At 66.3% G+C, this 25,270-nt stretch carries 22 protein-coding genes and 1 pseudogene; 11 read left to right on the top strand and 12 right to left on the bottom strand.

The window, feature by feature from the left end; translation table 11 throughout:
* The first annotated feature begins 22 nt into the window (after positions 1 to 22).
* A complete protein-coding gene (locus tag ACTXG5_RS03320) occupies positions 23 to 700 on the top strand; it encodes a DedA family protein (protein WP_445162344.1) in 678 nt (225 codons plus the stop codon).
* A 19-nt stretch (positions 701 to 719) separates the two neighbouring features.
* On the opposite strand, the gene ACTXG5_RS03325 is transcribed toward ACTXG5_RS03320, so the two are convergent.
* Together ACTXG5_RS03325 and ACTXG5_RS03330 are read right to left on the bottom strand one after the other, a co-directional pair.
* The gene (locus ACTXG5_RS03325; protein ID WP_445162345.1) at positions 720 to 2,078 is read right to left on the bottom strand and encodes a 3-oxoacid CoA-transferase; all 1,359 of its coding nucleotides are present in this window, start codon (positions 2,076 to 2,078) and stop codon (positions 720 to 722) included.
* Positions 2,079 to 2,148: 70 nt separating this feature from the next.
* Positions 2,149 to 3,276 carry a glycoside hydrolase family 76 protein gene (locus ACTXG5_RS03330; RefSeq protein WP_445162346.1) on the bottom strand — a complete coding sequence of 376 codons (1,128 nt, stop codon included), beginning with the start codon at positions 3,274 to 3,276 and terminating at the stop codon, positions 2,149 to 2,151.
* 49 nt (positions 3,277 to 3,325) lie between these two features.
* On the opposite strand from ACTXG5_RS03330, the gene ACTXG5_RS03335 reads away from it, so the two are divergent.
* Entirely contained in the window at positions 3,326 to 4,732 is a 1,407-nt protein-coding gene (locus ACTXG5_RS03335) for an ethanolamine ammonia-lyase subunit EutB (protein ID WP_445162347.1), read from the top strand.
* Positions 4,732 to 5,490 carry an ethanolamine ammonia-lyase subunit EutC gene (gene eutC / locus ACTXG5_RS03340; protein WP_445162348.1) on the top strand — a complete coding sequence of 253 codons (759 nt, stop codon included), beginning with the start codon at positions 4,732 to 4,734 and terminating at the stop codon, positions 5,488 to 5,490. Before ACTXG5_RS03335 ends, eutC begins: the two co-directional genes overlap by 1 nt.
* 161 nt (positions 5,491 to 5,651) lie before the next feature.
* Here the strand turns inward: eutC and ACTXG5_RS03345 are convergent, their stop codons facing one another.
* From ACTXG5_RS03345 to ttfA, 4 genes are read right to left on the bottom strand one after another with little or no spacing between them, the layout of a single operon-like run.
* Positions 5,652 to 6,296: a TrmH family RNA methyltransferase gene (locus ACTXG5_RS03345; protein WP_445162349.1), complete on the bottom strand. Its 645-nt coding sequence runs from the start codon at positions 6,294 to 6,296 to the stop codon at positions 5,652 to 5,654.
* Positions 6,293 to 7,192 carry a hypothetical protein gene (locus tag ACTXG5_RS03350; protein ID WP_445162350.1) on the bottom strand — a complete coding sequence of 300 codons (900 nt, stop codon included), beginning with the start codon at positions 7,190 to 7,192 and terminating at the stop codon, positions 6,293 to 6,295. The genes ACTXG5_RS03345 and ACTXG5_RS03350 overlap by 4 nt, the downstream gene beginning before the upstream one ends.
* Positions 7,193 to 7,204: 12 nt before the next feature.
* Positions 7,205 to 7,744, bottom strand: a complete 540-nt coding sequence (gene pyrE / locus ACTXG5_RS03355) for an orotate phosphoribosyltransferase (RefSeq protein WP_445162351.1) — start codon at positions 7,742 to 7,744, stop codon at positions 7,205 to 7,207.
* A gap of 46 nt (positions 7,745 to 7,790) precedes the next feature.
* Positions 7,791 to 8,636, bottom strand: a complete 846-nt coding sequence (gene ttfA / locus ACTXG5_RS03360; protein WP_445162352.1) for a trehalose monomycolate transport factor TtfA — start codon at positions 8,634 to 8,636, stop codon at positions 7,791 to 7,793.
* Positions 8,637 to 8,725: 89 nt separating this feature from the next.
* Between ttfA and ACTXG5_RS03365 the strand changes: the two genes are divergently transcribed.
* The gene (locus tag ACTXG5_RS03365) at positions 8,726 to 9,538 is read left to right on the top strand and encodes an enoyl-CoA hydratase/isomerase family protein (protein ID WP_445162353.1); all 813 of its coding nucleotides are present in this window, start codon (positions 8,726 to 8,728) and stop codon (positions 9,536 to 9,538) included.
* A 2-nt stretch (positions 9,539 to 9,540) separates the two neighbouring features.
* On the opposite strand, the gene clpB is transcribed toward ACTXG5_RS03365, so the two are convergent.
* Positions 9,541 to 12,087 carry an ATP-dependent chaperone ClpB gene (gene clpB, locus ACTXG5_RS03370; RefSeq protein ID WP_445162354.1) on the bottom strand — a complete coding sequence of 849 codons (2,547 nt, stop codon included), beginning with the start codon at positions 12,085 to 12,087 and terminating at the stop codon, positions 9,541 to 9,543.
* A 107-nt stretch (positions 12,088 to 12,194) separates the two neighbouring features.
* On the opposite strand from clpB, the gene ACTXG5_RS03375 reads away from it, so the two are divergent.
* From ACTXG5_RS03375 to ACTXG5_RS03385, 3 genes are all read left to right on the top strand, one after another.
* Positions 12,195 to 13,148, top strand: a complete 954-nt coding sequence (locus ACTXG5_RS03375) for a DUF3060 domain-containing protein (RefSeq protein ID WP_445162355.1) — start codon at positions 12,195 to 12,197, stop codon at positions 13,146 to 13,148.
* A 41-nt stretch (positions 13,149 to 13,189) separates the two neighbouring features.
* Positions 13,190 to 14,362 carry an FAD-binding oxidoreductase gene (locus ACTXG5_RS03380; RefSeq protein WP_445162356.1) on the top strand — a complete coding sequence of 391 codons (1,173 nt, stop codon included), beginning with the start codon at positions 13,190 to 13,192 and terminating at the stop codon, positions 14,360 to 14,362.
* 84 nt (positions 14,363 to 14,446) lie between these two features.
* On the top strand, positions 14,447 to 15,337 hold the full coding sequence (locus tag ACTXG5_RS03385; protein ID WP_445162357.1) for an aldose 1-epimerase: 891 nt from the start codon (positions 14,447 to 14,449) through the stop codon (positions 15,335 to 15,337).
* A 1-nt stretch (position 15,338) separates the two neighbouring features.
* Here ACTXG5_RS03385 and ACTXG5_RS03390 read toward each other — a convergent pair whose 3' ends face one another.
* From ACTXG5_RS03390 to dnaK, 4 genes are read right to left on the bottom strand one after another with little or no spacing between them, the layout of a single operon-like run.
* Positions 15,339 to 15,722, bottom strand: a complete 384-nt coding sequence (locus ACTXG5_RS03390; protein WP_445162358.1) for a heat shock protein transcriptional repressor HspR — start codon at positions 15,720 to 15,722, stop codon at positions 15,339 to 15,341.
* Positions 15,722 to 16,891: a molecular chaperone DnaJ gene (gene dnaJ, locus ACTXG5_RS03395; protein ID WP_445162359.1), complete on the bottom strand. Its 1,170-nt coding sequence runs from the start codon at positions 16,889 to 16,891 to the stop codon at positions 15,722 to 15,724. Before dnaJ ends, ACTXG5_RS03390 begins: the two co-directional genes overlap by 1 nt.
* A gap of 53 nt (positions 16,892 to 16,944) precedes the next feature.
* The gene (grpE, locus tag ACTXG5_RS03400) at positions 16,945 to 17,616 is read right to left on the bottom strand and encodes a nucleotide exchange factor GrpE (RefSeq protein WP_445162360.1); all 672 of its coding nucleotides are present in this window, start codon (positions 17,614 to 17,616) and stop codon (positions 16,945 to 16,947) included.
* Positions 17,613 to 19,478 carry a molecular chaperone DnaK gene (gene dnaK / locus ACTXG5_RS03405; protein WP_445162361.1) on the bottom strand — a complete coding sequence of 622 codons (1,866 nt, stop codon included), beginning with the start codon at positions 19,476 to 19,478 and terminating at the stop codon, positions 17,613 to 17,615. Before dnaK ends, grpE begins: the two co-directional genes overlap by 4 nt.
* Positions 19,479 to 19,894: 416 nt before the next feature.
* On the opposite strand from dnaK, the pseudogene ACTXG5_RS03410 reads away from it, so the two are divergent.
* Positions 19,895 to 21,065: pseudogene (locus ACTXG5_RS03410) on the top strand (sulfotransferase family protein).
* 1 nt (position 21,066) lies between these two features.
* Here the strand turns inward: ACTXG5_RS03410 and ACTXG5_RS03415 are convergent.
* Positions 21,067 to 21,960, bottom strand: a complete 894-nt coding sequence (locus ACTXG5_RS03415) for a LysR family transcriptional regulator (RefSeq protein WP_445162362.1) — start codon at positions 21,958 to 21,960, stop codon at positions 21,067 to 21,069.
* 142 nt (positions 21,961 to 22,102) lie between these two features.
* Here ACTXG5_RS03415 and ACTXG5_RS03420 point away from each other — a divergent pair, with 142 nt between their 5' ends.
* The 3 genes from ACTXG5_RS03420 (at position 22,103) to ACTXG5_RS03430 (ending at position 25,267) form a co-directional block, all read left to right on the top strand.
* Positions 22,103 to 23,593 carry an aldehyde dehydrogenase family protein gene (locus ACTXG5_RS03420; protein WP_445162363.1) on the top strand — a complete coding sequence of 497 codons (1,491 nt, stop codon included), beginning with the start codon at positions 22,103 to 22,105 and terminating at the stop codon, positions 23,591 to 23,593.
* Between the two features lie 10 nt (positions 23,594 to 23,603).
* Positions 23,604 to 24,554 (top strand): amidohydrolase family protein, encoded by a 951-nt coding sequence (locus ACTXG5_RS03425; protein ID WP_445162364.1) that lies wholly within the window; start codon positions 23,604 to 23,606, stop codon positions 24,552 to 24,554.
* Between the two features lie 125 nt (positions 24,555 to 24,679).
* A complete protein-coding gene (locus ACTXG5_RS03430) occupies positions 24,680 to 25,267 on the top strand; it encodes a hypothetical protein (RefSeq protein WP_445162365.1) in 588 nt (195 codons plus the stop codon).
* Positions 25,268 to 25,270: the final 3 nt, after the last annotated feature.

Below are 25,270 nucleotides of genomic sequence, written 5' to 3' on the forward strand. Positions count from 1 at the left end.
GGGGGCCGGTATGTTTCACGTCATGAGCACCGCCGTGATGGCCCTGCCGAACATCCTCGACCCGATGTTCTGGATCGGCCCCCAGGGCCTATTCGCCTCGGCGGTGCTGCCGACCATCCTCGTCATCGTCTTCGTCGAGACCGGACTGCTGTTCCCGCTGCTGCCGGGCGAGTCGTTGCTGTTCACCGGCGGTCTGCTGGCCGCCCACGGCACGCTCAACATATGGGTGCTTTCCCCGGCCGTTGCGCTGGTGGCGATCCTGGGCGACCAGACCGGCTATTTCATCGGCCGCCGTATCGGGCCCGCGCTGTTCAAGAAGGAGGACTCGCGCTTCTTCAAGCAGCACTATGTGACGGATTCGCACGCCTTCTTCGAGAAGTACGGGCCCTGGGCGATCATCCTGGCCCGGTTCATGCCGTTCATCCGCACGTTCACCCCGGTGGTCGCGGGGTTGTCGTACATGCGTTATCCCGTGTATCTAGCCTTCGACATCGTCGGCGGCGTGCTGTGGGGCGGCGGCGTCACGCTGGCCGGCTACTTCCTGGGCAACGTGCCGTTCGTCCACCAGAACCTGGAAAAGATCATCCTGGTCATCCTGTTCGTGTCGATGCTGCCGGCGTTCATCGCGGCCGGGCGGGGTTACCGGGCGCGGCGACGCCGAACCAAGGAGGGCCCCGAGCCGATACGGGTTCCCGACTGATCGGCCGGCGCCTGAGAATTCACGCGACGAGGAAATCGCAGCCGGTTTTGGCCCGGACATCGGCGACCGTCACCTCAGGGTGCAGTTCGGTGAGGATGAGTCCGCGCTCGGAGTCGACCTCGAAGACGCACAGATCAGTAATGATCATGTCCACCACACCTTTTCCGGTGAGAGGCAGCGTGCATTGCTTGAGGATTTTGGGACTGCCATCTCTCGCGGTGTGATCCATCACGACAATCACTCGCTTGACCCCCGACACCAGGTCCATCGCGCCGCCCGGACCCTTGACCATCTTGCCCGGGACCATCCAGTTGGCCAGGTCGCCATTCTCGGCCACCTCCAGGCCACCGAGGATAGCCAAGTCGATGTGGCCGCCGCGGATCATCGCGAAGGAGTCGGCGCTGCTGAAGAAGCTGGAGCCGCTGATCGTGGTGATGGTCTGTTTGCCGGCGTTGACGAGGTCGGGATCCACTTGATCGTCGAGCGGATATGCCCCAATGCCGAGCAGCCCATTCTCGGATTGCAACGTCACGCTGATGTCGTCGGGGATGAAGTTGGCGACCAGCGTCGGAATCCCTATGCCCAAGTTCACGTAGTAGCCGTCGCGCAGTTCTTGGGCGGCGCGCTTGGCCATGAGCTCGCGGATGGGGCTGTCCTTCCCGACCACGGCGCCGTCGCTCGTGGTGCGGAATTCGATCCGCTTCTCGTAGCCGCGGCCCTCGGTGATGCGGTCCACATAGATTCCGGGGGTGTGGATCAGGTCGGGAGCCAGCTCGCCGACGTCCACCAGCTCTTCGACCTCGGCCACGGTCACCTTGGCGCAGGTGGCGATCATCGGGTTGAAGTTGCGCGCCGTCTTCCGATAGACGAGATTGCCCGCCGTGTCGCCCTTCCATGCCTTGACGATCGCAACATCGGCCCGGATGCCTTCCTCCAGAACATATTCGGTGCCGTCGAAGACCCGCATGTCCTTGCCTTCGGCGAGTTGGGTGCCGAAGGCGGTGCGCGTGTAGAAGCCGGGAATCCCTGCGCCACCGGCACGTAACTTCTCGGCCAGGGTGCCTTGGGGCGTGAGTGTGAGGTCCAGCTCGCCGGCCAGCACCTGGCGCTCGAATTCCTTGTTCTCCCCGACGTACGAGGCGATCACCTTCTTAACCTGCCGCCCTTTGAGTAACAGACCCATGCCGAAATCGTCGACGCCGGCGTTGTTTCCGACGATCGTCAGATCTTTGACGCCGCTGTCCACCAAGGCCTGGATCAGGTTCTCGGGAATACCGCACAGCCCGAATCCCCCCGCGGCGATCGTGATGCCGTCCCTCAGCAGGTCTCCCAGAGCCGACTCGGCGTCGGGACGGACTTTGCCGCCGGAAAGGGTCATCGAAAGCTCCTCTCAAAGCTAAGACTGCCACCGCCGTCGATGGCTCGAGACTGCCAGGACCGCGAGCCAATCACCCGTTACCTGATGTCACGGCGGTGACGTTACAGGCGGCCTCCATCAGCATCCACCCCGACAGCTGCACCGACAGGTCCCGCTCGGGAGTCTCGGAAGCGTTCACCGCACCCCCGACGAATTGCGCCTGGGCGCCGCCCGTCGTCGGCAGCTCCGCGTCGCGATCCCAAAACGCCCCGAACAGCGGCAGCCCGTCCACCGTCTGCCGGTAGTCCCACGCCGATTTGGCGCTGGACAACACGATCGCGCGGGCGGTGTCGCGGGCGACGGCATCGTCGGGGGAGTCGCCCGGCAGGTCGGTGGCAACCAGCGCGAGATAGCGCGCGGTGATGCCGGCGAACAGTCCGCCGTCGCCGCCGCCGGTACCCTTCAGCACGCCCGACGGCGCCATGTGCTCGTTGACCGCGGCGACCAGGCTGTGCACCCGCGTCGCATGCCGGGCCCGGACCTCGGCGCCGGTGCGCTTGGCGAGCTCGGTTTCCAGCCCGAGCACCACACCCTGGCAATAGGTGTACTGCGCGCGGACCAGCGAGCCGGCCTTGATGCCGTCGAACACCAGGTGCGTCTCCGGGTCGATCAGAGTGCGGTCGATCCAGTCGCCCATCTGCTCGGCGCGCTTGAGGTGGTCCCCATAGCGGGCCAGAAAGAGTCCCGCCGGCCCGTTGCCGGGAGCATTGAAGAACTGGTCTTGCTTGCGCCACGGAATGCCGCCGCCGTCCTCGGGAACCCACGCCTTGAGGAACTGGTCGGCAAGCTTGGGCAGGGCGCGGCTGCGCTGCACGCCGGCAATCCGGCCGGCACGTTCCAGCGCCAGCGCCAGCCACGCCATGTCGTCGTAATAGCTGTTGGTCCAGCGAAAGTTGTTGCGCAGCCGGTGTGCACGGACCTGCCGGTTGATCTCGGTGTGCCGCTGCGGCTGCGGGTCGCGCTGCTGCGCGTCGACGAGGCAATCCAGCAGATGCGCCTGCCACCAGTAGTGCCAGGTGCCGAACAGCCGGTCCCGCCGCGTCGCCGGCCAGGCCACCACGCCCAGCTGGGTTCCCGGCAGCGCCCACAGCCGTTTCAGGTGTCGTTGCGCGACAGCGGCTTCGGAGCTGGCCGCTCGGTTGGCCCATAGCTGATCCATACCTGTCGATCCTGCCTCATCCGCGCCACCGCCTGGCCTACTGTGAAATATGCGCTACCGGCAAACCATCTCGGGGACCACCTACGCGTTTGACGGGCTGGTCGATGTGATGGCAAAGGCAACACCGTTGCGCTCCGGTGATCAGCTGGCCGGTTGCGCCGCGGAATCGGACGCCGAGCGGGCCGCGGCCGCCTGGGCGCTCGCCGACATACCGCTGCCGACGTTTCTCACCGACGTGGTCGTGCCGTACGAGACCGACGAGGTCACCCGGCTCATCATCGACAGCCACGATCGCGAGGCGTTGCGCCCGATCGCGCATTTGACGGTGGGTGGCTTCCGCGACTGGCTGCTGGATACGGCGTCCCGTGAGGACAGCGCGGCGCGGATCGCCGCTGTCTCCCCCGGGCTCACCCCGGAAATGGTTGCCGCAGTGTCAAAGATCATGCGCAACCAGGACTTGATCCTGGTGGCCGCCGCCACCACGGCTACCGCGGCGTTCCGAACCACGATCGGATTGCCGGGCACGCTGGCCACCCGGCTGCAACCCAACCACCCCACCGATGACCCCCGCGGGATCGCCGCAGCGATGCTCGACGGTCTGCTGATGGGCTGCGGCGACGCGGTGATCGGCATCAACCCCGCCACCGACTCGCCGCACGCGGCGTCGGACCTGCTGCACCTGCTCGACGATATTCGCCAGCGGTTCGCCATTCCCGTGCAGTCCTGCGTGCTGTGCCACGTCACGACCACGATGGAACTGATCGAGCGGGGCGCGCCCGTCGACCTCGTCTTCCAGTCGATCGCGGGCACCGAAGGCGCCAATGCGGGCTTCGGCACCTCCATCGCGATGCTGAGGGAAGCCAACGAGGCCGCCCGATCGCTGCGCCGCGGCACAGTCGGTGACAACGTCATGTATTTGGAGACCGGGCAGGGTTCGGCCCTGTCGGCGGGGGCCCACCTCGGCGTCGGAAACAAGCCGGTCGATCAGCAGACGCTGGAGGCGCGGGCCTACGCGGTGGCCCGGACGCTGCAGCCGCTGTTGATCGACACCGTGGTCGGATTCATCGGACCGGAGTACCTCTACGACGGTAAGCAGATCATCCGCGCCGGGCTCGAAGACAACTTCTGCGGGAAACTACTCGGCCTGCCGATGGGGGTCGACGTCTGCTACACCAACCACGCCGAAGCAGACCAGGACGACATGGACACGCTGCTGACCCTGCTCGGCGCGGCGGGCACCGCGTTCGTCATCGCCGTTCCCGGCGCCGACGACATCATGCTCGGCTATCAGAGCCTGTCGTTTCACGACGCCTTATACGTGCGAAAAGTGTTGGGGCTGCGGCCAGCACCCGAATTCGAAGCCTGGTTGGCCAGCCTGGGTATGGCCGACGCGAACGGCCGGATCCTCCCCGTCGACCTCGCGACGTCGCCACTGCGCGCACTGGCAGCCGGTTGATGAACACCCCAAACCTGCCGGCGGACAACGACATTTGGGCGCCGCTGCGGACCACTACGCAGGCACGCATCGGACTCGGGCGTGCCGGAAACTCGCTGCCGACCCGGCATGTCCTGGAGTTCCAGGCCGCACACGCCGCGGCGCGCGACGCCGTCCACGACCCACTCGACATCGACCAACTCGTCGAGCGGCTGCACGAGATCGGCATCGACGACCCGCTGCGGGTTTGCAGCCAGGCAACCTCGCGCAGCGAGTACCTGCGCCGGCCCGATCTCGGTCGCAGCCCCGCCGACCTGTCCGTTCTGCCAAAGACGAAGGCGGACATCGGCTTTGTCCTCGCCGACGGCCTCTCGCCCCGTGCCCTGACCGACCACGGCGCGGGCATGATCGACGCGCTGGTCGGAGAATTCGACGACCGCTACCGCATCGCCCCGCTGGTCATCGCAACCCAGGCACGCGTCGCGCTCGGGGACCACATCGGTCAAGCCCTCGGCGTCGAAACGGTGCTCGTGCTCATCGGTGAACGCCCGGGGCTCTCGGTCGCCGACAGTCTGGGCATCTACTTGACGCATCGACCGGCGCCGGGGCGCACCGACGCGGACCGTAACTGCGTTTCGAATATCCATCCGCCCGACGGCCTCGATTACCCGACGGCCGCGGCAGTCGCCGCCGCGCTCGTCGCCGGAGCACGCAAACTCGGCCGCTCGGGCATCGCCCTCAAAGACTCCTCCCGCGCCGGACTGGCCGTCGACGGGTAATCGACTGCACGTCTACGGCTTTGGTTGTGCTACTACGGCGTTGGATGTGCTTCTACGGCGTTGAATGTGCGGTAGCGGCGGCATTTCGGCGATTTCTCCGCCCTGAGCGCACACTCAACGCCGTGGACGCACACTCGCCGCTGGCGAGGAGCGAGGGCGGGTTACCAGGCGCGGGTGAGGTCTCCATGCTGGCGGATCCAGGCATGCATCGCGATCCCGGCGGCGACGCCGGCGTTGATGCTGCGGGTCGAGCCGAACTGTGCGATCGACACCGTGATCGCCGCACCCAGCCGAGTATCGCCGGTGATGCCCGGCCCCTCCTGACCGAAAACCAACAGACACTCGCGCGGCAGCGAGGTTTCCTCCAGGCGCGCCGCCCCCGGCACGTTGTCCACCGCGACCACGCTCAAGCCGCCGGCGGTCGCGAAATCCAGCAGCTCGGTGGTGCTGTCGTGATGGCACAACCGCTGATAGCGATCGGTCACCATGGCGCCGCGGCGATTCCAGCGTCGCCGCCCGACGATGTGGACGGTGTCCACGGCGAACGCGTTGGCGGTGCGCACCACCGAACCGATATTGGCGTCGTAGCCGAAGTTCTCGATCGCGATGTGCAGCGGGTTCCTGCGGAGGTCGATGTCGGCGATGATCGCGTCCCGGGTCCAGTACCGGTAAGCGTCGACGACATTGCGAGTGTCGCCGTCGCGCAACAGATCTGGGTCATACCGCGGGTCGTCGGGCAGATCCCCTGCCCAGGGTCCGACGCCGGTGGCGGGCGCTGCCCATTCGGTGGGCCCGGGTTCGCTCATCGCTGCGTCCATACACCGGCGTGGGTTCCGACGATCGCCACCGTCGCATAGAGCAAAGCCTGGCTGATTTCGCCCTGAGTGCACAACGACGCGGCGACGTGCACCGCGTCCCGCGATGCGTCGGGCAGGATCAGCACCGACGACCCGTACGCCGCACAGGCCGGGTTCAGGCCGGGGCCGGGCAGCGTCGGCGCCGCGAGCAGCATCATCGGGCCACCGCGACGGGCGGAGTCGTCGCGGTACCGATCCGCAATCGCGTCGGCTTCCAGCCCTAGCAACATGTAGCCGTTGCCGGTGAACGCCGTGGGGTCACCGAGTTGGGCCTGGGTCACCGGTTTTCCGTCAGCACGCCATGCCGACAGGCTGGTGGTCTTGACCACGAGGCCGGTGTCGTTGACGTTGGTCGGCATCAGCCCCACCGGAAACGCCGCCGGATAGGCCGCCGAGGTATCCGAGATCCGGTCCCGGGTCGAGTAGCTGTACACCCCGCGCACCTGACTGCGGTCCTTCAACGGGCCCAGGCACACGGTGCCGGTCAGCCGACCGGGAGGCGCCGAAAGCGGCGAGGCGATATCGCGCACACTGGCCATCGCGGCGTCGCAGCTGCCCAATCCGGCCGATTCCATCGGATGGGCGAGCGCGCCGTAGAGCCCGAAGCGAATGTCCTCGGGTTTGGCATGCGGCGCTTTCGGATCCGACGGTGAGGCGTCGACATCGATCAACACGTAGTCGCCGTCCCAGCGCAGGTTCGACACCGCCATGTTCCAGCCCAGCAACGCCAGCGATTCGCCCAGCCGCGCGCCCTGGGCGCCGTAGGGCGCAGCGGCGTGGCTGGACCCCGAGCAGCCCACCAGGCAGGCGGCCAAGCAGGCGACTATCGCAATGAAAGTGCGCACAGCGATAACGGCCTAGCCCAGCCCCAGATCGGCCAGACCCAGCACGCTGCGATACAGCAGTCCCTCGGCTTGGATGGCCTCGGCGGCACCGGTGGCGCGGTCCACCACGGTGGCCACGCCGACCACCTCGGCACCCGCGTCCTGGACGGCGTGCACCGCCGTCAGCGCCGAGCCGCCGGTGGTGCTGGTGTCTTCGACTACCAGCACCCGTTGACCGGAAACCTCTGACCCTTCGATAAGACGTTGCAGGCCATGGGCTTTCGCGGACTTGCGCACCACAAATGCGTCGATCGGGCGCCCGGGCGCGTGCATGACGGCGGTCGCGACCGGATCGGCGCCCAGGGTCAGACCGCCGACGACCGCGTAATCCCAGTCTTCGGTGAGTTCGCGCATCATCGTGCCGATCAGCGCCGAGGCCCGGTGGTGCAAGGTAGCGCGGCGCAGGTCGACGTAGTAGTCGGCCTCTTTGCCCGAGGAGAGCGTGACCCGGCCGTGCACCACCGACAGGCGGCGCACCAGCTCGGCCAGCTCCGCACGGTTAGATTCGGACACGGCTTTGTGTACCCTTTATTTGTCTACCGTTGCAGCGCAACAGATTTCAGTGGTGGAAGTTCGTGGCCTGCTGGCCGTTGCGTCCGGTCGACGGGGGGCGCCGCACGGCTTCGGTGCGGCCCTCTTCGCGGTGGGCCGGCTCCGGGGCACGGCGGTTGGCGTCTCCGAGCAACCCGGCCACATCCTGGCCCGAGCGCCGGGGCGGCAACTCCGCCCTGCCGGCCGGGGCCAACGGACGGCTGGGTGCCGCGGTGCGGGGTCCCGCCGGGTCGTCGCTGTCGGCAGGTACCGGCGGCAACACCCGCAAAAGGTCGTTGAACTGGCGCACCGTGCGCAGACCCTCGTCCCACTGGGTGCGGGTGCTGGAGACCGGCAGCGCGACCAGCGTCCAGTTCTGCTCGTTCCACATGATCTCGGCGCAGTCCGGCGCGGTATGGGCGAAGGTGACCATGCGCCGGTCGCAGGCCCGTCGGGCCGCGTCCAGATTGGTCGAGTACACCATCCGCGGGCCGATAGCACCCAGTAGCCAGATGTCGCTCTCGCGCGGCTCTTTGAGTCCCTTGAGCCGCAGGTCGACCACGACGTTGGTACCCACCTTGCGGTGCAGCGCGATCACCGTGGCGACTTCCTCGAGATCGAAGATGTACACCGCCTCGCCGCGGATCTGCCCCAGCACGACGTTGTGGGCGGGGACATCCCCCACCGTCGACATCACGCCGCGCTTCCAGCGCTTGAGAATGTCGGTCGATTCGCGCTCGTAGTCGAACCCGTGCGAGCGTGCCCACGATTTACGACGTCTGCTGCGCCCCCGGCGTCGATCCACGTCGACGTACAGCAACACCACCGCGCCGACGAAGCACAGCGCGGAGAGCGTGAACCATAGGGGGACCATCCTAAGTAGCGTATCTGCTATCAGACCCGAACCGAGAATGCGACCTGGTCACAACCACATTAAGACTCGGCTCCCGTAGGGTTCCGCGCATGGTCTACGAGGGCTACCAGCTGATTCGCGTCGCCGCCGCTGACGGAGTTTGCCGGGCGACGATCGACAACCCACCGATCAACCTGCTGGACGTGCCGCTGCTCTCGGAGATCGACCGGCTGGCGCGCGAGGTCGCGGCCGACGACGACGTGCGGGTGCTGATCGTCGACTCGGCCGACCCGGAAGTCTTCATTGCGCACGCCGACGTGGGGCTGATCTTGCACCTGCCGCCCGACGACATCGGGCCGCACGACGAGCTGTCGTTGTTCCACGCCGTGACCGAGCAGGTCCGGACGCTACCGAAGGCCACCATCGCGGTCATCGACGGCGTCTGCCGTGGTGGCGGCTGCGAGTTCGCGATGGCGTTCGACATGCGCTTTGCCGCGCTCGGCGCGACCGTCCTGGGCCATCCGGAGCTGGCGGTGGGGATCATCCCGGGCGGCGGCGGCACGCAGCGGCTGCCCCGGCTCGTCGGCCGGGGGCGAGCCCTCGAAGTCATCCTCGGCTGCATGGACATCGACGCCGCGACCGCCGAAGCCTGGGGATACGTGAACCGCGCGCTGCCGGCCGATCAGCTGCGGCGGTTTGTCGACAAGTTGGCCGCCCGCATCGCGTCGGCCCCCGCCGTGGCCATCGCGAACGCAAAACGTGCGGTCGACGCCGCCGCAGGCGATTTGGCGACCGGCTTGCGCATCGAGGATCAGCTGTTTCGCGAAACCCTCGCCCAGCCGGCCGCCCGCCAACTGCTGCAGGCAGTGATCGACGCCGGCGCCCAGACCCGTGACTTCGAGCTGGGCAACCGGCGCCGGTAGAGCTAGCCCAAGATCAGGCCGTCGCCGTCCGGGCTGACGTTGACCGGAATGGTGTCGCCGTCATGCACGTCGCCGGCGAGCAACATCTTGGCCAACTGGTCACCGATGGCTTGCTGAATGAGCCGGCGCAACGGACGCGCGCCATACACCGGGTCAAACCCGCGCTGCGCCAACCAATTCTTGGCCGGCGACGACACCTCCAGCAGCAACCGCCGCTGGGCCAGCCGTTTGCCCAGCTGCTCGAGCTGGATGTCGACGATCTGCACCAGCTGTTCGGGGTCCAGGCCCTCGAAGATCAACACGTCATCGAGCCGGTTGATGAACTCGGGCTTGAACGCGGCGCGCACCGCCGCCATCACCTGCTCCTCGCTGCCGCCCGAACCGAGATTGGACGTCAGGATCAGGATCGTGTTGCGGAAGTCGACCGTGCGGCCCTGCCCGTCGGTCAGACGGCCCTCGTCGAGCACCTGCAGCAGCACGTCGAACACGTCCGGGTGAGCCTTTTCCACCTCGTCGAACAGCACGACGGTGTAGGGCCGCCGGCGCACCGCCTCGGTCAGCTGGCCGCCCTGGTCGTAACCGACGTAGCCGGGAGGAGCGCCCACCAGCCGGGCCACCGAGTGCTTCTCGCCGTATTCGCTCATGTCGATGCGAACCATCGCCCGCTCGTCGTCGAACAGGAAGTCGGCCAGCGCTTTTGCCAGCTCCGTCTTGCCGACGCCGGTGGGACCGAGGAACAAAAACGATCCGGTCGGCCGGTTGGGGTCGGCGACCCCGGCCCGGGTGCGGCGCACCGCGTCGGAGACGGCCTGGACGGCCTTCTTCTGTCCGACCACGCGCTTGCCCAGCTCGTCTTCCATCCGCAGCAGCTTGGCGGTCTCGCCTTCCAGCAGCCGTCCGGCCGGGATGCCCGTCCACGCCGACACCACATCGGCGATGTCGTCGGGACCGACCTCCTCCTTGAGCATCACGTTCTCCCGGGCCGCAGCCTGCGGCAGCGCCGCGTCGAGCTTCTTCTCCACTTCGGGGATACGCCCGTACCGCAGCTCGGCCGCCTTGGCCAGGTCTCCGTCGCGCTCGGCGCGCTCGGACTCACCGCGCAGCGTGTCCAGCTGCTCCTTGAGTTCACGGACGCCGTCGATGGCGTTCTTCTCGTTCTGCCAGCGGGTGGTCAGCTCGGCCAGCTTCTCCTTGTGATCGGCCAACTCGGCACGCAGCTTCTCCAGCCGCGCCTTGGATGCCTCGTCTTCTTCCTTGGCCAGCGCCATCTCTTCGATCTCGAGCCGGCGCACCAGCCGCTCGACCTCGTCAATCTCGACGGGTCGCGAGTCGATCTCCATCCGCAGCCGGCTGGCCGACTCGTCGACCAGGTCAATGGCCTTATCGGGAAGGAAGCGGGCGGTGATGTAGCGGTCCGACAGTGTGGCCGCGGCCACCAGCGCGGAGTCGGTGATGCGCACACCGTGGTGCACCTCGTAACGGTCCTTCAGCCCGCGCAGGATGCCGACGGTGTCATCCACCGACGGCTCGCCGACCAGCACCTGCTGGAAGCGGCGCTCCAGCGCGGCGTCCTTTTCGATGTACTTGCGGTATTCGTCGAGCGTGGTCGCACCGACCAGCCGCAGCTCGCCGCGGGCCAGCATCGGCTTGATCATGTTGCCGGCGTCCATCGCGCCTTCGCCGCTCGCACCGGCGCCGACGATGGTGTGCAGTTCGTCGATGAACGTGATGATCTGTCCGGCGGAGTTTTTGATGTCGTCGAGCACGGCCTTAAGCCGCTCCTCGAACTCGCCGCGGTACTTCGCGCCGGCCACCATTGATCCGAGGTCCAGGCTGACGACGGTCTTGTCCCGCAGGCTCTCGGGCACATCGCCGGCAATGATGCGCTGGGCCAGGCCCTCGACGATCGCGGTCTTGCCCACGCCGGGCTCGCCGATCAACACCGGGTTGTTCTTGGTTCGACGGGAGAGCACTTGCACGACGCGGCGTATCTCGTTGTCCCGCCCGATAACCGGGTCGAGTTTGCCTTCGCGGGCAAGCTCGGTCAGGTCGGTGGAGTACTTCTCCAGCGCCTGATAGGTGGCTTCGGGGTCGGCACTGGTGACCCGGGCGCTGCCGCGGACCTTGACGAACGCCTCCCGCAATGCCTGCGGGGATGCGCCGTGCCCGGTCAGCAGCTTGGCGACGTCGGAGTCGCCGGTGGCCAGGCCCACCAGCAGGTGTTCGGTGGAGACGTATTCGTCGTCCATCTCGGTGGCCAGCTGCTGGGCGGTGGTAATCGCGGCCAGCGATTCGCGGGCCAACGGTGGCTGCGAACTGGCGCCGCTGGCCTGGGGCAACCGGTCGAGCAGGTGCTCGGCCTCGGTGCGAATGGTCGCGGGCTCGACGCCGACAGCCTCGAGCAGCGGCGCGGCGATCCCGTCGTTCTGCGTCAGCAGCGCCAACAACAGATGCGCGGGCCTGATCTCGGGGTTTCCGGCAGCGGAGGCCGCCTGAAGGGCCGACGTCAAGGCCGCTTGCGTTTTGGTGGTCGGGTTGAAAGAGTCCACGACACCTCCGTTCGGGTACGTAGGGAAAATGCTTGTCGCGTTATTCAACGCCGTCAAGGTTGAGTCTGTTCCGCTCAAGTTTAGATTTTATGGAAGCATTTTGCCTAATGGGATCCGTTGACCCCGGTCTCGCGCCGCCGCCGCGCAGGATTCCGGTTGCTTTCCGGCTGGCCGAGGTGCTGCCGTTTCGCTGGTGGTACGTGTGGACGCTCTTCATGGTCGCGATCGCACCGATCGCGCTGTGGATCCAGCTGCCCGTCGCCTTCGCCGCGGCGGCGGTGCTCACCCTGGCCGGGGTCTATGCCGCGCAACTGTGGGGCGCGCGCATCCGGATCGGACTACTCAAGTGGGGCCGGGTCGCAACCGTCACCGGAGCCGAAACGATTTCGCGCGCAACGTATTACAGCGGAACGACCTGGTACAACGTCAACCTTCCGATGGCACACGGGTGGACCGTCACGCGGCAGCGTTGGAGCGGACCCAACATCAAGACCAGGGTGTCCTACGCGCTCGACGGCCACCGGGGAGACCTCGTGGTGCGCGGGCGCGAATACGCCGATGGGGTGATCCTGGCCGACGAGCGCAATCCGGCGCGGGCCCGCTGCGTGACCGCTTTTGCCTATGACCTCGACCGCGACGAGACCGGGAACTGGGTCGGGAAGGTGCGCCCGCGCCTGCGGGTGGGGATGGCCTGCTGGTTGGTCATCGTGCTGGGCTGGCTCGTCCTGGCCGGCCTGGCGGCCACCGGGTCGCGAACGACCCCCACCGGCGACAGCCCTGCTGCGCCCGTGCCGCAGGCCGGTACGTTGCAGGTCAGCGGGACGCGAACGACGAAAATGGTCCCCTGCAACGGGGGTTACCTCTCGGTGAGCGGCGTGGACAACACCGTCACGGTCACCGGCCACTGCACCAGCGTCAGCGTCTCCGGCAAGGGAAATCGCGTCACGATCGACAGCACGGACGCGATCAGCAGCTCGGGCACTGGCAACGTAGTCATCTACCACTGGGGCTCGCCGCAGATCGCCAACGCGGGAACGTCGAACACCGTCCAGCAGGGCTGACGCGGGCGCTGTCTACCTGGGGGAGCTTAGAATCGGGCTCCGTGGGCTTAGAGGACTCCGATGCGCTGCGGGTGCTGCGCGACGCCTTCGCCCCGGACGACTCGGGTGCCGGCAGCGAACTCGTGCACCGCTTCTACGACCACTGGTTTGCCCTCGACGTCTCGGTACGCGACCTGTTTCCACCCGAGATGAGCGCTCAGCGAGCCGCTTTCGGCCACGCAGTGCACTGGGTTTACGACGAGCTGGTAGCGCAGCGTGCCCAGGAGCCGGTGACCTTTCTCGCCCAGCTCGGCCGTGATCACCGCAAATACGGTGTGCTGCCAACCCATTACGAATCGTTGCGGCGCGCGTTGCATGCGACGCTGCGCACGCACCTGGGCGATGCCTGGACCGACGCCGTCGACGACGCGGCCGGTCAGTCGCTCAACCTGATCACCGGGGTGATGAGCGGCGCCGCCGACGCCGAACAAGGACCCGCCTGGTGGGACGGCACCGTGATCGAACACCATCGGGTCTCACGCGACCTCGCGGTCGTTCGGCTGCGACTGGACCGCCCGATGCACTATCACCCCGGTCAGTACGTCAACGTCCACGTTCCGCAATGCCCGCGCCGCTGGCGATTTCTCAGCCCGGCCATTCCGGCCGACCCCGAGGGCGGGATCGAGTTTCATGTCCGCCAGGTTCCCGGCGGCCTGGTCAGCACCGCCATCGTCAACGAGAGCCGAGCGGGTGACCGGTGGCGGTTATCCAGCCCGCACGGTGGCCTGCACGTTGACCGCGGTGGCGGCGACATCCTGATGGTGGCCGGCAGCACCGGCCTGGCGCCGCTGCGGGCGCTGCTGATGGACCTCAGCCGCTATGCGGAAAACCCACGAGTGCATTTGTTCTTCGGCGCGCGCTATCGCTGCGAGCTCTACGACCTGCCCACGCTGTGGCGGGTCGCGAGCCACAACCCCTGGCTATCCGTCTCGCCGGTGTCGGAATACAACAGCGACCCCGCATGGGCCGCCGACTACCCGGACGTGACGCCGCCGCGTGGCCTGCACGTCCACCAAACCGGTCAGTTACCCGACGTGGTGACCCGATACGGCGGTTGGGGCGACCGGCAGATTCTGATCTGCGGCGGGCCGGCGATGGTCCGCGCCACCAAGGCAGCCCTGATCGCCAAAGGTGCCTCGCCGGAGCATATTCAGCACGACCCTTTGTCACGCTAGGCCGGATTATCCGGGCTAGGCCTGATGGCGGCGACCCGCTTCGCCCGGCTACGCCGCGCTTGCGATCGCCGCTAGGCTAACCTCGTGCACGTCGTCACCCTGCGCGACCCGTCATCATCGTTAGCCGCGCAGTTCGTGCCGGACGGGGGCATGATCGGCAGCTCGCTGACCGACTCCGGAGTGGAGTTGCTTGGTCAGCGGCGCGGACTGGATGCCTACCTCGAAGCCGGCAAGACGATGGGCATACCGATTCTTTATCCCTGGGCAAATCGTTTGGGCAGCAACACTTATACCGCCGAGAACGTGACCGTTGAGCTGACGCCGGGCGAAAACGGGGTGCGCGCGGACCCCAACGGGCTGCCCATCCACGGCACCCTGGCCGCCTATCCGGGCTGGCGAGTGGTGGCCGAGTCAGGCAACGAACTGACCGCCGAGGTGGACTTCGGTGCCGAGCAGCGGCTGCTGGCCAGCTTCCCGTATCCGCACCTGCTGACGGTGTCCGTGCGGCTGGCCGAACGGACACTGACGGTGCGCACCACCGTCACCGCGACCGGCGATACCGCGGTGCCGCTGTGCTTCGGTTTTCATCCCTACCTGCAGGTGCCGGACGTGGCACGGCGCGAGTGGATCATCGAGACACCGCCGCTGCGGCATTTGAGCCTCGACGAGAGGGGCTTGCCCACCGGCGAATCTTCCGGGCAACTCGCTAAGACTGATCCCTTGGGCGACAACACTTTTGACGATGCCTACGACCAGGTGGCCGATGGCGCGGTGTTCGCGGTGTCCGGCGGCGGACGCCGGCTGGAAGTGCACTTCGAGCAGGGGTATTCGGCGGCTCAGATCTTCGCGCCGCCCGGCGAGGACGTGGTGTGCTTCGAGCCGATGACCGCCCCGACCGATGCCCTGAGCCGCGGCGGCTACCGCAGCGCGCGTCCCGGCGAGCCGGCGGTTGCGGTGTTTTCGATCAGGGCCTGAGCTAGCGCCGCTTGCGCGGTTGCCACACCACCAGCGCGGTGCTCTTGGGCACCACCGCGATATCACGGCGCTGGTTGCCGCGCAAAATAGCTATCTCCTCGGCCATTTCCTTCAGGCGCGACTGCAGCGCCTCGACCTGGTTGGTCAACTCGATGACGCGCTTGATGCCGGCGAGGTTGACGCCCTCGTGCTGTGAGAGCCGCTGGACCTCGCGCAGCAGATCCACGTCGTGCTGCGAATAGCGGCGTCCCCCACCGGAAGTGCGGCGCGGGGTGACCAGCCCGAGGCGATCATAGGTACGCAAGGTCTGTGCGTGCATGCCCGCCAGTTCGGCCGCCACCGAAATCAAAAAGGTCCGGGCATCGTCTTTCGGGTGCTTCGCCATCAGCGATTACCCGCCCATCCTGCCCGTGGGTTGAAACCACTGGACCGCTCGGCCTCCGCGTACGCCTCCAGCGCTTCCTGCGCAGCACCCTCCAAGTTCGGCGGCACAGCGACTTTCACGGTGACCAGCAAGTCCCCGCTGCCGCCGCTACGCTTGGGCACGCCACGCCCGCGCACCCGCAGGATGCGCCCGTCGGTGGTGCCTTTGGGCACCCGGACACCAACCTTCCCGTCCAGCGTGGGCACCGAAAGTGTTGACCCCAAAGCTAATTCGCTGAAACTGACCGGAACGGTCACGGTGAGGTCGTCGCCGTCGCGGCCGAAGACCTTGTCCGGCCGGACATGCACCGTCACGTACAGGTCGCCCGAGGGGGCACCCCGCAACCCGGCCTCGCCCTGCCCGGGCAGCCGGATCCGTTGTCCGTCATCAACACCCGGCGGTATCCGCACGTTGATGGTGCGGGTGCGGGTGGTGACGCCGGTACCTTTGCACTCGTCGCAGGGGTGCTCGATGATCGAGCCGCTGCCCCGGCAGTCGGTGCACGGCTCAGAGAATCCGAACGCGCCCTGGTTGCTGCTGACCACACCGGCGCCGTTACAGGTGGGACACACCTTCGGGCTGGTGCCCGGACGCGCGCCGCTGCCATGGCAATTGGTGCATGGTGCCGGACTGGTCAGCCGCAGCGGCATCGCGACACCTTGGGCGGCCTCGACGAAATCCAGCTGGGTCTCGGTTTCCAAATCGTTGCCGCGTCGCGGCCGGCTGGGACGAGCACTCGCGCCGCGTCCGAACAAGCCGCCGAACAGGTCACCGATGTTGTTGCCCCCGCTGCGGCCTGCGGCGTCGAACAAATCGTTGAGATTGAACTCGGCGCCGTCGCCCCCTACGTTGAAGCCGCCGGTGTCGAACCGTCGACCACCGAGGCCCCCGCCGGCGAAGAGCCGGCGGGTCTCGTCATACTCCTTGCGCTTCGTCGCATCCGAGAGCACGTTGTGTGCCTCAGACACCGCCTTGAATCGTTCACCGGCGGCGGGGTTGTCGGGATTCGCATCCGGATGCAGATCACGCGCCAACTTGCGATAGGCGCGCTTGATCTCCTCGGGGCTGGCGTCGGAGGAGACGCCCAGCTCCTTGTAGAAGTCCTTTTCGACCCATTCACGCTGGGCCATGTCGCGTCACCTCCTTTCACCTTCCGCTATTCCTGTTGTGCTGATTCTGTGCCCTAGTGACCGAAGGTGTCCGCGTTATCGTCGGTGTCGCCCGGTTGGGTTTTGGCCGCGCTTTCGGCATCGACGGTGGTGACGGCTGCTGCATCGTTGCCCGCGACCGTGTCGACGACGCCAACCAGGGCATGACGCAGTACGTTTTCGCCCAGTTTGTAGCCCTCGCGCATGACGGTGCCGATCACCGGTTTGGAGCCCTGGCCGCCGTCACCCTCGTGCTGGACGGCTTCGTGCAGTACCGGGTCGAAATCTTCGCCTTCAGCGCCGAACGCCACCAGACCGAGCCCGGTCAGTGCGCTCATCAGCTTGTCGGCGACCGACTTCAGCGGGCCCGACTCCAGATCACCGTGCTTGCGCGCCCGATCGAGATCGTCTAGCACGCCCAGCAATTGGCTGATGACGGTGGCCTTCGCCCGATCCGCCGCGGCCTGCTGGTCTCGCAGCGCCCGCTTCCGGTAGTTGGCGAAGTCGGCCTGCACCCGCTGCAGATCGGCGGTCAGCTCAGCAACCTTGTCGTCGCCTTGCTCCGCCGCGGAACCCGCCGGAGCGGTCCCGCCCGGCGCCCCTTCTGCTTGGGGGCCGGGTGGGACCTGCCGTACTTCTCCGGTCTCGGGATCAATCCGCCGCTTGTCGGTCACGGTCACCGGTTCCTGCGGATTGCCTTCGGTCACTTGGACTCCCGGTCGTCGTCGTCGACCACCTCCGCGTCCACGACATCATCAGCGGAGCCGGGTGAGCCGCCGGACTCGGGGCCGCCGGGCTGCGGGCCGGCCGCCTGGGTGGCTTCGTAGATCGCCTGACCCAGCGCCTGAGATTCCTGGCCCAGCTTCTCCATCGCCGACTTGATCGCCGCGATGTCGGTGCCGCCCAGCGCCGACTTGGCATCGGCGATCGCGGCGTCGACCTTGGACAGCGTCTCTTCGGGAACCTGCGACCCGCCCTCGGCCTCGCGCTGCTCGGTGACGAACTTCTCCGTCTGGTAGACCAGCGATTCGGCCTGGTTGCGTACGTCAGCCTCTTCGCGACGCTGACGGTCCTCGTCGGCGTGCGCCTCGGCATCCTTGATCATCCGGTCGATCTCTTCCTTGGAAAGGCCGGAGCCCTCCTGGATCTTGATCGTGTTCTCCTTGCCGGTGCCCTTGTCCTTGGCCGTGACGTGCACGATGCCGTTGGCGTCGATGTCGAAGGTGACCTCGACCTGGGGCACGCCGCGCGGAGCCGGCGGCAGACCAGTCAGCTCGAAGCTGCCGAGCAGCTTGTTGTGCGAAGCGATCTCGCGCTCACCCTGATAGACCTGGATCTGCACCGACGGCTGGTTGTCATCGGCCGTGGTGAAGGTCTCCGATCGCTTGGTCGGGATGGTGGTGTTGCGTTCGATGAGCTTGGTCATCACGCCACCCTTGGTCTCGATACCGAGACTCAGCGGTGTGACGTCAAGCAGCAGAACGTCTTTCACCTCACCCTTGAGCACACCGGCCTGCAGGGCGGCACCGACCGCGACGACCTCGTCGGGGTTGACACCCTTGTTGGGCTCCTGGCCGCCGGTCATCTCCTTGACCAGCTCCGACACCGCGGGCATGCGGGTGGAGCCACCGACCAGCACGACGTGATCGATATCGGACACCGGGATACCGGCATCCTTGATCACCGAATGGAACGGGTTGCGGGTGCGGTCCAGCAGGTCCTGGGTGATCTTCTGAAACTCGGCGCGGGTGAGCTGCTCATCGAGGAACAGCGGGTTCTTGTCCGCGTCGACAGTGATGTAAGGCAAATTGATCGAGGTGCCCTGGCTGGAACTCAGCTCGATCTTGGCCTTCTCGGCGGCCTCACGCAGCCGCTGCATCGCCATCTTGTCCTTGGTCAGGTCAATCCCGCTGGTGCCCTTGAACTTGTCAACGAGCCATTCGACAACGCGGTCATCCCAGTCGTCGCCACCGAGGTGGTTGTCACCACTGGTGGCGCGGACCTCGACCACGCCCTCACCGATCTCGAGCAGCGAGACGTCGAAGGTGCCGCCGCCGAGGTCGAAGACCAGGATGGTCTGTTCCTTCTCGCCCTTGTCCAGGCCGTAGGCCAGTGCCGCGGCAGTCGGCTCGTTGACGATGCGCAGCACGTTCAGGCCGGCGATTTGGCCGGCTTCCTTGGTCGCCTGACGCTGGGCGTCGTTGAAGTACGCCGGCACCGTGATCACCGCGTCGGCGATGTCCTCACCGAGGTAGCTTTCTGCGTCGCGCTTCAGCTTCATCAGCACGCGAGCACTGATTTCCTGGGCCGTGTAATTCTTGTCGTCGATCTCCACTGACCAGTCGGTGCCCATGTGTCGCTTGACCGAACGGATGGTGCGGTCGACGTTGGTGACCGCCTGGTTTTTGGCGGGCTGGCCGACGAGCACCTCGCCGTTGCGCGCGAAGGCGACGACGGACGGGGTGGTCCGTGAGCCCTCTGAGTTGGCGACGACAACTGGGTCCCCACCCTCGAGAACTGCGACGACCGAGTTGGTGGTCCCGAGGTCGATACCGACCGCACGAGCCATAGTGGTTCCTCCTGATTGAGTAGAGCTTCTTCTTTTTGGTGGCACTATGCTGAGTGAACCTCGCTCAAGCCTGCCCCGGAGGGTGTTGGCCTGTCAACCCAGTATTGAGTCTGGGTCACTCAACTTGCCGATCATGCTAACGATTGGTGTCGGGAGCTTGTTCCCGGGGGCCTTACGATTTCTTTGACGGTCTTGGCTCCGGCGGTGACCAGGCGAGATGGCGCCTCAACCCAAATTCGCCGTGTCGCCAAAATGACGTTCTCGTTAATTACACCTGCGTAGATCAACTAAGAAGTACCGTCAGCTCTGTCCAGTACACGTGTCCCGGTTCCTCCCCGAGAAGGGCGAAGCGTTATGACTGCTCCGTGGGTCGTCGTTGCGCTTCGCGCAACCCCAGACTGTTGCTCTTACCCGCGATGAAGGCCAGCCGCTCGCCGTCACGATTTTCCTGGTGGCACGAGTGGGCCGCGCCCCTCTGGATCGGTTGCAACTTCTCCGCCTGGACGCGCCTGCTGATCCATAACCGCTTCGCCGTGCACTGGAGCCGCTGGCACTACGCGGTGCTCTACACGGTTCTCAGCGTCGTCAATTCGTTTCTGGGGATGTGGCAAAGGATCGTGTTCGACAGGCGAGTCGCTAACACGGCGATTGCCGATGCGCCGATCTTCATCGTGGGGCACTGGCGTACCGGGACAACCATGCTGCACGAGATGATGGTCCTCGACGATCGCCACACTGGTCCCACGACTTACGAATGCATTGTGCCGCACCACTTTCTGCTGACCCAGCGGTTTGCCCGATGCGCGGAATTTCTGACGTCGAAGCATCGCGCCATGGACAACATGGACTTGAGCATGGCGCATCCGCAGGAAGATGAGTCTGCGTGGTGCATGCTGGGGCTGCCATCGCCCTACCTGACCATCGCGTTCCCGAACCGGCCCACCCAGGACGAGCGGTATCTGGACATGGACCAGCTGACATCGCGAACTGGAAACCTGGAAACGGACCCTGCACCGGTTCGTTCAGCAGGTGTACTTCCTCCGCCGTAAGGCAGTGATACTCAAGAGTCCGACGCATAGTTTCCGGATCAAGGTGCTGCTGGAGATATTTCCGCAGGCGAAATTCGTACACATCGTCCGGGATCCGTTCGCCGTGTACCCGTCGACCGTCAACCTCTTCAAAGCGTTCTCCCTGGTGCACGGCCTGCAACGGCCGACCTTCCAGGGATTGACCGAAAACGTGCTGTCCACCTACGTCGACCTGTATCGGAAGTTGGACGAAGGGCGCGAATTCGTAGACCCGTCAAGGTTTTACGAACTGCGCTACGAGGATCTGATCGGCGATCCCGAGGGGCAGTTGCGCAAAATGTACGAGCACCTGGACCTGGGCGACTTCGAGCGCTACCGGCCGCGGCTGCGGCAGTATCTTGCCGACAAGTCGGCCTACCGGACGAACACCTACGAGATGACGCCCGAACAGCGCGCGATCATCGCGGAGCGCTGGGGCGAGTTCATCGATCGTTACGGTTATGGGGCGGCGGCCGAGGATACGATCCTCGCGTGTGAGAAGGCACCCGTCGCAGTGTGATTCAGCGGGCTGCGATTTCCTCGATCAGCTCAAGGACTGCGCGGGTGGCCGCGCTGGTCGACCGGGCCGCAGACGTGGTGACGAACAACCGCCATTCGAGGTTGTAGTCGCTCACCCGGAGCGTGGCCAGGCCGAAATCGTCAATCTCATCGAGAATGGTCCAACTCAGAAAGCCGATGCCCAGACCGTTTCGGATGTAGGTCGCCGCCGTGCCCAGGTCGGCCACCTCCACCGCGACGGTCCGTTCGACGCCGGCGGCGGTGAATGCGTTGTCGATCACGGTTCTGGTGCCGTATCCCGGTGGGCTGTCGACGAACGACATTCCGGCCAACTCGGCCAATGGCACCGAGTCGCGTTGGGCGAGTGGGTGGTCGGCGGGGACCACCAGGAGCAGGGGGACGGCGGCAACGAGTCGGGCGGTCAGGTCGGCCGGCGGAGGCCCCGTGAAGACAAGAAAGGCGACGTCGAGATCGCCGTCGCGGAGTTGGGTGGCGAGTCCCGCCGATCCGGCGGCGGCGGCACGCAAGTGAACCGTCACTTCGGGATGCCGGCTGTGCAGTTCGGACAGCACCGAGGGCATGTCGATCACGCTGATCGACGTCAGAATCCCGACCGTGACGGTGCCGCGAACAGAACCGCGGGTGGCGTTGACGGCGTCCTTGGCCGCGCGGGCGGCGTCCAGGGTTTCGCGGGCGCGGGGTCGCAGCTCCTCTCCGGCCGGCGTCAGCTCCACGCCGGCCGAGCCACGGACAAATAATTCCGCGCCGAGCTCCCGTTCCAGGGCCTTGATCGTCGCCGAGACACCCGATTGGACGACATGCAATTTCTTCGCCGCCTCGGTGAAGCTTCGGTTGTCCGCGACGGCGAGAAAATACTCAAGATGGCGAAGCTCCATCCAGCTATTATCACAGCCCGTGCTAACGGCCATCAGAACATGTCGTTGGCCCTGATGCCGCAGGTCATCGTAGCGTCGACCAGGTCGGCCGGGTCTGACCGTCCGTCGACCATCCCAACCGCCGACTGTGCTGGACGTGCCAATGACTCTGCAAGCTCCCGCCCTCACCAGGACCAGAACGCGCTGGTCGTCTGCCTCCACCGATGACCAGTTCGTCGTCGAGAACCCCGCCACCGGCCGGACCGTCACCGTGGTCCAGGGCGCGGGACCCAACGAGGTAGACCAAGCGATGCGCAAAGCCCACGCCGCACACCTGCGCTGGAAGCAGCGGCCGGCGCGCGAACGTGGCGGCTACCTGCGTGAGATCGCCGCAGTCATCCGCGCCCACGCGGATGAGCTCGCCATGCTCGAGTCACGGGAAATGGGCAAACCCATCGTCCAGGCGCGCGAATTCGACATCGAAGCCGCGATCTCCATCTTCGAATACTTCGGCAGCATGGTGGAGGCCTTGCCGAACCAGGCGCGCGACTACGGCGCTGTCCTCGACGTCACCACGCTGGAACCGTACGGGGTGATCGCCGCCATCGTGCCGTTCAACTGGCCACCCATCCACACCGCGGGAAAGATCGCGCCGGCACTGGCCGTCGGTAACGCGGTCGTGCTGAAACCACCGGAGCAGACTCCCTCGGTGGTGCTGCGCATGGTGGAACTGATCCAATCGGTACTCCCGGACCGCGTGGTGCATGCCGTGCCCGGCCGGGGCGAGGTGGGTGCCGCTCTCGCCGGACACCGGCTGGTGGGCAAGGTCTCTTTCACCGGATCACCGCGGACGGGCTCGGCGGTAATGCGCAATGCGGCCTGCAACCTCACCCCGACGCTGATGGAGCTGGGCGGAAAGAACCCCCTGGTCGTCTTCGACGACGCCAACATGCACGAGGCGCTGCTGGCCGCCGTCGACGGTGGCTTCTTCAACCAAGGCGAAGCGTGCACAGCGTCGTCGCGAATCCTGGTGCAGGACACGATCTATGACGAGTTCGCCGCGAAGCTGTGCAAGGCGGTGAAACGGCTGCGGGTGGGCGACGGCGCCGACCCCACGACCGACGTCGGGCCCTTGGTCACCCGGGCGCAGCAGAAACAGGTCCTGGACTACCTCAAGCTGGGCGTGGCCGAAGGCGCGCATATCGCCGCCCAAGCGGCGCTGCCCGACGATCCCCGGCTGGCCGACGGCTTCTACGTCGCGCCGACCGTGCTGACCGACGTGACTCCGCGCATGCGGATAGCCCGGGAAGAGATCTTCGGTCCGGTAGTCACCCTGATCCCGTTCACCGACGAAAGTGAGGCGGTGCGGATCGCCAACAGCACCCCGTTCGGGCTGGTTGCGGCGGTGTTCACCCAGGATGGCGATCGCGCACTGCGGGTCAGCCGGCAGATCCGGGCCGGCGCCGTCTTCGTCAACAACTACGTACGGATTGCCATCGGCACCGGATTCGGCGGGGTCGGCCACAGCGGTTTCGGCCGCGAGCATGCCGAGGAGACCCTGGCGGAATACGGGTACACCAAGACCATCCGGTGGGCCGCCAAGCGCGACGAGCTGCCGTACTGGACCGCCGCCACCCGAGTGCTGGAGAGCTAAGGACACCCATTTGCGGACCATCGCACTCGAAGAGCATTACGCCACAGCGGGATTTCTGCGCGGGCCAGGCAGCTGGCTCGCGTCGCGCGCGGGCGTGATCGAGGCTATCGCCGATCTCGGTGACGGCCGCATCGCGGCGATGGACGACGGCGGCGTCGATCTGGCGGTGCTGTCGCTGGCCGCGCCTGGCGTCGAGCAGCTGGACGGGCCGAAAGCCGTTGAGCTGGCCCGCGAATGCAACGACGAACTCGCCGCGGCGATCAGCCGGTACCCCGATCGGCTGGCGGGCTTCGCGACCGTGCCGATCAGCGCACCCGACGAGGCGGCCGACGAGCTGGAGCGAGCGGTGCGCACGCTCGGCTTCCCCGGCGCAGTTATCAACGGGCACAGCCAAGGTCGCTACCTGGACGACGCCTTCTTCGAGCCGATTCTCGACCGCGCGGCCGCGCTCAACGTTCCGATCTACCTGCACCCCACGATCCCGCCGGCGGCCGTCATCGAGTCGAGCTACGCGGGGTTTTCCGCCGAGGTGACGTTTGCGCTGGCGACAGTGGGCTGGGGTTGGCACATCAACACGGCCACACACGTGCTGCGATTGATTCTCGGCGGCGTATTCGACCGCTATCCGGAGTTGCAGATCATCATCGGGCACATGGGCGAAGGGACGTCGTTCATGCTGCCGCGGTTCGACGCCACGCTGAAGCCGGAACTGACCGGGCTCAAGCACCCGGTCAGCACCTACCTGCGGCAGAACCTGCACTACACCTTCGCCAACTTCAACGACGAAGCGATGTACGCCAATCTGGTTTCACAGGTGGGTATTGAGCGGGTGGCGTTTTCCGCCGACTACCCGTTCGGGTCGATGAAGACCGCTACCGCCTTCCTGGACAAGCTCCCCCTGACCGACGACGAGCGGGCGCGCATCAGCCACCGCAACGCCGAGAAGCTGCTCGGTCTGTGACCCGCGGGTGCCCGCCCATCCGTAACACTTTGCTATCGGCGACATTTCAAAAGCGCGTCGCCGCGGTAGCTTGCCCCACCTCGTGCGTAATCTACGTCTGACATCTCAGATCTGGGGAGCGACGCGTGCTGTTATCCCGAAATGCACGGCGGGGCCTGGCGGGTGGTTCGTTGGTGCTCGCGGCCCTGCTGGCTAGTCCCGTGCTGATTTCGGGCTGCAGCTCCGTCATCGAGGGCAGGCCGGTCGCCACACCGGGCACCGGACCGACCGAACCTTCGTTCCCGACGCCGAGGTCGAGTACCGCGCCGTCGCCGTCGAACCCCATCGCGGCCCCTCCGACCTCTCCGGCGAGCCCGACCGTGCCGGCCGGTGTCATTCCGCTGCCGCCCGACCAGAACGGCTACGTCTTCATCGAGACCAAGTCGGGCGTGACTCGCTGCCAGATCAACAAGGACAGCGTCGGCTGCGAGGCACCGTTCACCGACTCCCCGCTGCAGGATGGCGAGCACGCCAACGGTGTCCACATCACCTCCGGCGGCTCGGTCGAGTGGATATTGGGCAACCTGGGCGCCATCCCCGCCGTACCCATCGACTACAAGACCTACGACGCGCAGGGCTGGACGATCGTCGCTTCCGAAGCCGGCACCCGCTTCACCAACGCAAAAACTGGGCACGGCATGTTCGTCAGTCTCGAGAAGGTCAACACGTTCTGAGCC

Source organism: Mycobacterium sp. Dal123C01 (assembly GCF_052566995.1).